6 protein-coding genes are annotated in these 9,335 nt (G+C 47.6%); all 6 read right to left on the bottom strand.

Going from position 1 to position 9,335, the window contains the following annotated elements; all coding sequences use genetic code 11:
* Positions 1–128 precede the first annotated feature (128 nt).
* Entirely contained in the window at positions 129–1,580 is a 1,452-nt protein-coding gene (locus Q0668_RS25035) for a DUF1501 domain-containing protein (RefSeq protein WP_298869290.1), read from the bottom strand.
* A 5-nt stretch (positions 1,581–1,585) separates the two neighbouring features.
* Positions 1,586–4,987 (bottom strand): PSD1 and planctomycete cytochrome C domain-containing protein, encoded by a 3,402-nt coding sequence (locus Q0668_RS25030; protein ID WP_298869289.1) that lies wholly within the window; start codon positions 4,985–4,987, stop codon positions 1,586–1,588.
* Between the two features lie 201 nt (positions 4,988–5,188).
* Positions 5,189–6,451: a neutral/alkaline non-lysosomal ceramidase N-terminal domain-containing protein gene (locus tag Q0668_RS25025; protein WP_298869288.1), complete on the bottom strand. Its 1,263-nt coding sequence runs from the start codon at positions 6,449–6,451 to the stop codon at positions 5,189–5,191.
* 248 nt (positions 6,452–6,699) lie between these two features.
* Positions 6,700–7,467: a carbonic anhydrase family protein gene (locus Q0668_RS25020; protein WP_366918993.1), complete on the bottom strand. Its 768-nt coding sequence runs from the start codon at positions 7,465–7,467 to the stop codon at positions 6,700–6,702.
* A gap of 297 nt (positions 7,468–7,764) precedes the next feature.
* A complete protein-coding gene (locus tag Q0668_RS25015) occupies positions 7,765–8,889 on the bottom strand; it encodes an FHA domain-containing protein (RefSeq protein WP_298869286.1) in 1,125 nt (374 codons plus the stop codon).
* Positions 8,890–9,032: 143 nt separating this feature from the next.
* Positions 9,033–9,335: DUF1559 domain-containing protein (locus Q0668_RS25010; RefSeq protein WP_298869285.1), on the bottom strand; the 303-nt coding region annotated here is incomplete at its 5' end.

Here is a 9,335-nt window from a genome sequence, read left to right as displayed (position 1 = left end):
ATGCAAGACGCTGAAACGAAAATTGAACCACCTTCTGTTACGTAGGCTCTCCCCGTTTCCGTTTGACTCCGTCGTCTCTTAGAGCTTCTGTAAACAGAGTGAACTGAAAGCGAAGTCGAGAATTTTTTTCAGCTCAAAATTTCTTTGATTACAGTGCCGTGGACATCAGTCAGGCGATGGTCTCTTCCGCCATGTCGGAAGGAAAGTGCTTCATGGTTGATACCCAACTGGTGGAGGATCGTGGCGTGAATATCATGAATTGTAAGCGGGTTGATGATAACGGAATTGCCGAATTCGTCTGTCTCACCAAATGTCACTCCGCCTTTAAATCCACCACCGGCCATAAACAGACTATAGCCGTTAACGTGGTGATCACGGCCGCAGGTGGGTGTAACTTTGGGCGTGTGAGGTGTGCGTCCCATTTCCCCGGCCCAGATAACCAAAGTCTCATCGAGCAGTCCGCGCTGTTTCAAATCGGTGATCAGCGCTGCCACTGATTGTTCGGTGATGCGTGCATTCTTTTCGTGATTTTTTTTGAGGAATCCATGCTGATCCCAGGGGGAATTATTACTGTCAAAACTGGGACAAGTAATTTCGACAAAGCGTACCCCGGCTTCCACGAGACGTCGCGCACGCAAGGCCTGTGTGGCATAATAGTGCTGATGCATGTCTTTTGAATCCACGCCGTACGCCCGTTGAATGTGCTGGGGTTCCTGGGTGATATCAGAAACTTCCGGAACCAGTGTCTGCATACGAAACGCGGTTTCATAATTAGCGATTGCACTTTCAATGGGAGACGCCTGTGATGCCCTTTTTGCAAATGCGGCATCCTGTTCTGCGAGTAAAGCCAGTTTGCGTCGTTGGAGCGAACGCGAATCTTCTGGTTTGATGTTATCAACGGGAACGCCTTTTGCGCGAACCATCGTTGCCTGATGTGTGGCCGGCAAAAAAGAACTGCCAAAATTTTCCAGTCCGCCGTTGGGAACCCAGTCATTATTCAGCACTACATAAGCGGGCAAATTATTATTTTCCGTACCTAAACCATAAGAGACCCAGGCGCCCATACTGGGAGCCTGGCCGATAATTCGCCCAGTATGGAGTAAGAGATTTTGCTGACCATGCAAAGGTAACTCGCCGACCATCGAACGTACAACACACAATTCATCTGCTACTGAAGCGAGATGTGGAAACAGGTCGCTGACCCATAGTCCACTTTCGCCGCGCTGCTGGAATTTCCAGGGACTTCCCAGCCAGACTCGTCCGGCGCTGGATTGTGAACGTTTGGAAACGGCACCCTCGCCGATGGGTTTCCCTTCGTGCATTTTTAAAGCAGGCTTCGGATCGAACGTATCAACGTGACTCGGTCCGCCATCCATAAAGCAAAAGATGACATTCTTCACCCGGGCGGCATGATGTGGTTTGATTTGTTTTGTAGCCGCTTCAGCGGAAGTCTGCTTTCCCAACATACTAGCGAGCGCCAACCAGCCAAAGCCGGCACTGGAGTTTCGAAGAAATCCACGTCGGTTGAATACGGGCAGACGTCCCGGGCAACAGTTGTTTTGAGATTGCTGGTTATTCATATCAATTACCGGTAATAAATGAATTCTTTTGTATTAAAAATCGCATGTGCGACATGATTCCAGACACTTGCGTTTGCCAGTAAGTCTGCTTGATCGGCGGTTCCCCCGAGATCATTTACGAGAGCCATCCAGCGTTTCAGTTCTGACTGATCGGCAGCGCGGCCATACGCCTTAAGGAACATGTGTTGAATGCGTTGTTCGACCGAATTCTCTTCCTGTTTCATCAACTGTGTAGACCATGTTCTGGCGAGCGCCATTACAAAGGGATCATTCATCAGGATCAAGGCCTGGTTTGGAACGTTCGTGACATCGCGTTTACCTGTCGGAAGTTTCAAGTCGGGCAGATTAAAGCCCACCAGAAATTTAGGTGGGTCCATAATCGACATCCGTAAATAAACCGAACGCCGCCCTGCGCCATCGAGGGGTCCGTTAAATAGTCGCTTGGCTGCATCTTCTTTGGAACGAGGAGTTTCGATGGGCCGCCCGTACAAGCGGCGGTCCAGTCGACCGGAGACTGTCAACATCGTATCTCTGATGGCTTCCGCCTCGAGACGCCTTGTGGGATAATGGTGCCACAATCGATTGTCAGGATCGAGATTATTTGCTGCCAAAGTGACCTGCCCCGACTGTCGAAAGGCGCGGGTATGAATCAATCTTCGAATCAACCGTTTTGTTGACCAGCCATCGGCAATGAATTCCCGCGCCAGATAATCCAACAATTCGGGGTGCGTGGGTAATGCGCCCAGATGTCCGAAGTCATTGGGCGTACGAACCAATCCCTCACCAAAGATCCACTGCCATACCCGATTCACATAAACGCGGGCCGTCAAGGGATGCTGTGGGCTGACAAGAAACTCTGCCAGCTCCTGTCGGCCACTACCCGGACTCTGATTCACGTTATGTTGACCGGCGAAGACTTCCAGAAAATCTCGCGAAACCAGTGGCCCTGGCTCATCCACACTGCCGCGGATGTTTAAAGGATATTTGACCGACGAAAATCCTCGTTCATCCATGCTATTTGCAGTGTGAGCAAAAGGAATCTGTTGTTCAACGCTGCGGTACTCTGTGATTAATTGAGCCAGCCGAGAATTTTTTTCGGCCCTGTTGTTGAGCAGTTGCTGCTCCAATAGCCAGTTGATGAGTTTAATCTCTTCCGCGCTGGTTTGATCTTCCGACCAGTGATTGACAGCAGCCGCCAACCAACGGCCTAGAAGCGCACATGCATCTTCAACACTTTTTGGTGCGGGCCTTTGATAGAGTGGCGCGAACCGCTGCAGCTCATCAGCGGGCGTGCCGGCTGCTTCGTGCGTTACGATATTTGTGAGACTGAACCAGCTCCGCTTATCAAAACCAAAATCTTTGGCAGGCAGAACGTTTTTTCCTGCGCGCGCTTTTCCGGTTCGAGGCGGAAAATTGGGATTCAGATCGCTGGTGGCGATTTCAAAAGTCAGCCGTTGAATTCCATTCACCAGCGGTCGATCGGCAAACGTTTGCCATTTCGATTCATTACGGTTTAAGAAAATGACATTCTCAGTTTGGAATGCATTGTCGGGAACGCGGATGAAACCACTCCATTCGCCGCCCGCTAATTCTAGACTGACAATTTTCCCCGGAATATCCCGTTCGGAAGGGGGTCGGATGGCGCCCGGTAATTTGGAGGAGAGTGCATTTGTATGATAACCTTGTGGCAAGAGACGCTGAATCAGATTGTCACCCTGAAGTGAAATCAACGGCGTTCCATTACGAACATAACCAAAACGCAAGCCATCTCCCTCTGTTTGCCAACCTGCCGGAAACTTTGGATTTTCAAAACTGGTGAGAGTCTGAAAGCGTTTCTGATTCTGCTGGCGGTGTGTCTGGCTGGCTGTGTTCCATTCTGTGGCAAGCTGCTTCCAGACAGATGTGAGTTCTGCCGGCTTCGTTTTCAGAAGTAATTGCTGCGCGGGATAAATCACATCACCCGGTTGGGGTTTTGTTTTTTTCTTCTGTTTATCATCAGTAAGCGCATCTTCGGGAAGCGCGAATGCGGTACGCCAGAGCGTGGACCGCGAATGTTTTGCTCCCCCCTGCACTGCCAGTGAAATCTCTTCGACAAAATGGCTGGCCTGCTGTTTCCATTCTTGTTTTAATTCCTGATGAATTTCGCTGCGCAGCTTTTTGAGTTTTAAGATCAATGCGTCATGTTTACCAGGGCTGTCGATCACGCGGGAGGTCCAGCGCGGTGTCATGAACACGGCGGCCAGCGCATAATAATCTCGTTGTGAGATGGCATCCAGTTTATGATCATGACAGCGGGCGCAGGCAACAGTATTGGCAAGAAATGCTTTGGAGAAGGCATCTATTTTATTGTTGATCATCTCCTGATGAATGCCATTGAAATCCAGACTGTCGCCGTGCCGATGTTCTCCCATATGATAAAACATGGGACCGATCATACTTTCCTGAAAACCACTGTCCTGATCAATGCGCGGTTGCTTCAACAAATCGCCGGCAATCTGTTCGCGCACCAGTTGATCATAACTGACATCCTGATTGAACGCGCGAATCAGATAATCGCGATATTCCCAGGCTCCTTTTGCCGGGTTATCCCATTCATAACCATAGGTATCTGTGTAACGAACTACATCCATCCAATGTCTGGCGAATCGCTCACCAAAGTGAGGTGATGCGAGCAGTTGTTCGACCAGTTTTTCATAGGCGGCTTTTGGATCATGCTTAGAATCCGCCACAAACTCCTGAATCTGTGCGGGGTCTGGTGGTAATCCGGTGAGGACAAATGCGAGGCGACGTATCAACGTACGTCGTTCTGCATCAGCGGCCGGTTGTAAATTGGCAGCTTGCAGATCCGCCAGTAGAAAACGGTCGACCGGTTGTTTCGACCAGTCATTCGTTTCCAATACGGGTGGTTTTGCATTCTTCAATGGTTGCAGGCTCCACCAGCGGCGCCGTTTGGCAAAGATGGTTTTCCAGGAAAGGGAAGCCGCCTCTTCCAGTGTAGGTGGTTTATCGCGCGAGTCTGGGGCGCCGAGTTCAACCCACTTCACAAAGTCGGCAATCACCTCCGCGGAAAGTTTCTTACCCGGAGGCATCTCGAAGGATTCATGACGCAGCGCATCCAGTAGCAAACTCTTGTCGACTATGTGTGGCACGACAGCGGCGCCTGATTCTCCTCCGGAGCGAATGGCATCGCGGCTGTCGACACGCAATCCCCCTTTGACTTCCGTTGTTGCGGCAGAATGGCATTCGTAACAGTGCTCGATCAGCACCGGGCGGATTTTATTTTCGAAGAGTTCCAACCCGGGCTCCGGCTTTTCCGCCATCGTACTAGCCGCCGTTATGCAGAAAATCAGCGGCAGAATGCTAACGCATACAGCATTCCGCAGATTCAAACGGCAGGCCGGATACATGATGGTTTCTCCGGAACAAACAGGCAGGCGAGAGAGCGGGCGTTCCCAACCAGCGATTTAGAACAGGGCCTGCTCACAAACACATGAAAGCTTACTTATGAGTTTTTATCTTATTCGAAACGAGGAGAAAACTCAATCTGAGATCTCGTGTATTCTATGAATCAAGGGTTTGACGCTGTCTTCCTCTCGTCTCAATTCTGGTTATTTTGCACCCTTTGTGTTCAAGCCTTCATTCAATTCCAGAACTTTCCCAATAATGCGTTCTTCGACATCGGGCTTGTAAGGGCGGCTCGCTTCGTAGCCTCCTTCGAGCAAAACGCGTTTGCTGGGGATGTAGCCGGAATAGACGTTTGAATAACCGGCGACCCAGATGGCGGGTCCCTTTTCTTCAAAGAGTTCCTGCTTGATGCGGAGTGAATAATCGACGACCACTTCTGTGCCCAGCGCCACCAATGTCAGGTCTTTACCGAATTGAATCACCTGTACCGGGTAATCCCAGGGCTCGCGTTTTTTTTCCGGCAGGTATTCCAGTTGCACGGTTTCATAAGCGGCCTTGAGCGGCCCGTGCAATACGCGTTGGTGTAATGGGGCACGTTGATTGACTTCCAGAGCTGCTTCGATTGCCGTTGCTAGAGATCGACCATGTTTATGTGCATAATGCAGTTCGCTGCGCGGATAGGGGTTCTGATCTCCGCCACAACCCATCATAAACATTGCGGTCACGCCGGGATGATCTTTTTGAAAATACTCCTGGGCAAAACCGGCATAGTCGCCCAGCCATTTGCGAAAGCCCATCGTTGTATTGTGGCAGGCATAACCGAACATGACTGCCTGTAATTCTCCTTTGGGATTATCAACCCTTAACACTGGCACTTGATGATCAACGAGTCCGTTTGGATTGGGGTGATTACGATAACCGGTTGCTGTCGGCGTACGACGGTTCATGGCAACCGAACAACGTGCCGCCGACCAGCTCAGTTTTGCGGGCTGCATTCCTTCAATGGCTTCGCCGATAGTTTTCACCAGGGTTTGTGCCAGCGTGTCATAATATTCTTTCGCATCATCACGACCATAGGCGGGCCCGCAATGCGTGTGCGACGCATTCATGAGGATCGACTGTGGTGGAAGTTTATATTTTTTCTGAATCTGTGTTGTGACATCGGTCCGCAGTCGGTCGATCACGCCGATCAGATCGAGTGTCAGAAAGACTGCGCGGTTGCCTTCACGATCTTCGACTGCCAGTGCTTTGGCATAGAGATCCTGCTCGGTCCCTTCTGCGGGTTCCTTACGTCCTGCATAGCCAGCCATTCTCATTGGTTTTGCGGGTGTGATCTTTGCAGACGCAACGCCGGCTTTCCATTCTACAGGTTCTGTCTGTGTAGGTTCTTTCTGGGCAGGTTCTGCTGCGGAAGTAATCAGTGAGTGACAGACTAGAAACAAAAGGCATAGCGAGAGTCGATACATGCTGAGAATCTTTCCTGTGGCGTGGAAGCTTGTTTGCAATCAGAGCGGGATCTGATTGCGGTAAGATAAATCATCTTTGATCGTACCTTGCGGCATCCCCACGATCAACTGTTTTATGCCATTTCGCCTGAGGAAGTCTGAGCATTTCTTTTTAACAGAGACGAAAGAGACAGGAGCTAAATGACTGAAAGAGATGGTTTGAAAACAACAGGGACAAACTCATTGATTATCCCCCAGAACCACTAAGATTAGTCTTCGAGTAAACTGACTTTTCCGGTGTCCATATTATAAATTCCGCCGACAATTTTGATCTTGCCTTGCTTTTCCATTTCGTGCAAGACCGGGCTGTTTTTTCGAATGCCGTTGATTGTTTCCAGGACATTCTGCTCTGCGACCATATGTACAAACTCTTTATTCTGGCTCGTTTTATCACCTTCATATTTTGAAAAGTGGTCGATGGCCGGCTGAATGTTGGTCAGCATCGATGTGATGTTGCCCAGTTTGGCACCGTCTATTGCCCCACTTATGGCGCCACAGTTTTCATGGCCCAGTACAAATACGAGCTTTGCCCCTGATAACTTACATGCGAACTCCATACTGCCGAGAATATCGGTGTTTTGAAAGTTGCCGGCAACGCGTGCGACGAAAATATCACCAATTCCTCGATCGAAAACATCCTCGACTGGTATCCGCGAATCAAGACAGGACAAGATGACTGCTTTGGGATACTGACCTTGAGCGGCATCGCGAACTTGTTTCGAATGATCTCTGCTTGTGAGTGTTCCCGCGATGAATCGCTGGTTGCCTTCCTTTAGAAGTGTAATCACCTGGTCTGGGGTCAGTTCGTTTTGTTCTGCTTGTGTTAATACTCGATTCACCAGCGGTTTGACATCGATCATGGCTGAAGAATCCTGGTCCGTTGCCTGGGGTGCAGAAGGCTGATTTTGCATACAACCAGACAACATTAAAGGCAGTATACAGCAAGCGACAATCGGTCTCAGACTCATTCTGATCATATTCGGGGCTTTTCTATTTTTGTTCGTTGCAGAAGGTGACTATCTGACTTGTCTATTCATGAAACATGACTACAAATCGTACAATACTGAAGAACGATTAAAAAGTATCAGCGCCACTAAAGATCAGACAATGCTTCGAATCTCACGAAGTTTCGCTGTTCGCGAAACTCTTATCAGGGTAGCATGCTTTATCTGGTACACTTTTGGACCTGCCCGCTTTGATATCTACACTTAATGTTAGTCGGCGATATGTTCCGAACTTAACCAGGACAAAACAGATCGGGAAACAATATTGCCTTAGCCACCCGGTGGCTTAACCGGAAATTTTGAATCGTAGTTATTTTCTTCAATATATTCGTTATTAAGAATCATGCGTGCAATTTCCAAATGTTCCTCCAGAAGCTTTTCATGCGAACTAATTTCTTGGCGAGACTCCAGAAAGACCTTCGGAAGACAGTCCCGCGCAGCGCGCAACAACTCTTGCTGAGCTCTATTTTCGGCACTTGCATTTTTTTCAAGATAACTAATCATTGGTTGAAATTCTGAATGGGAGTCATTGGCTAATGCTTCCCATTCCAAAGGTCCCGCTCCGCTCTCACGGTGTGATTGAACTATGGCCAATTTATTTTGCAAGGCATTGTAAATTTCATTATCAGAATTTCCCGAGTACCAAATTTCTTTTAGTCCCCAAAAAATTACAATCAAACCCACAGTATAAAAAACACGCCTTAATAATGGATTTTCTTTTAAGTCACTGATTGAAAACAAAGCAATTCCATTGCCTTTCCTGTTTTTTTTATGTCCATCAGACTGACCGTATTTTTGCCTCTTAAGTTTTGGAGGTTCCGTAGAAAGTTTTGTCGAGGGATTGAGATCATAGCTAGAAACACCCTCGTCTAGGGAGACATCAGGGTAAATATCTTCTAAAGGATCACTTGTTTCAGAGTCGAAGTCGTCTAGTTCTACCAGATTAATGTCATCAGTATTAAGTGAAGGATTAGATACTTTTGCTAGCGGTGGTGAAATTGCAAGATCATCCAATCTATATTCACTATTAGAATAGTTATCGATTGTTTTTTCTTTTGTTTCCTGAAACTGTTGTTCTGCATTCGAATTATTGAAAATTCCAATAAACTGAAATTGGTATTTCCCTATTTGAATGTCATCTCCTTCAATCAGTCTTTTGAATTTCACTCTTTGTTTATTAACAAAGACTCCATTTAGACTACCGAAGTCACAAATGCATAATCTATGTTTTGATAAAAAAAGTGCGCAATGAATTTTTGACACGGAATGATGATTAAGAATGAGGTGGCACTTCTTTCTGTCTCGACCGATCAGGCTGGGGGTATATTGAAAATAGAAACAATTTCCAGTATCCTTGTATAAGAGTGCGAATTGCTCATTACCAAAGTTATTCATCTTACATGTGCTCACTCTTTTACGACGTGGTCTGATAGAATCACAATTTACGGAAATTGAATTGATGTGTGTCTTAAAGACACTATTCTGAAATTCAAAGTTGTCGAACGATAATGCCTGCTTGCTTCAAGCGATGAGAAAGATCAAAACTCTCCAATCGTTTGACCATCTTTGATATTCGCAATCTTTTGATAAATCCCCATGTTCGATCCCGTAGTTGCTCCGGGATTCGACTCAATATTTTCACTTATGAACCGAACATGTCCATCTGCAAAGAGAAAATAGGCACCACCATGATGCTCACTACTAAATTTTGCAGAATGAATCGAGTTCATATTGACACCTGTAGTTCCTAACATATCCATCAGCCAGTTATCGGGTGTACCCGCCCAATAGGCATCGCCAAATTTCGGAATTCCTGGTGAATAAAATCCGGTCCATTTACG

It is taken from the genome of uncultured Gimesia sp. (assembly GCF_937910335.1).
Classification (GTDB): domain Bacteria; phylum Planctomycetota; class Planctomycetia; order Planctomycetales; family Planctomycetaceae; genus Gimesia.
The sequence above is the reverse complement of the archived record's forward strand: the minus strand, read 5'-3'. Positions and strand labels throughout refer to the sequence as shown.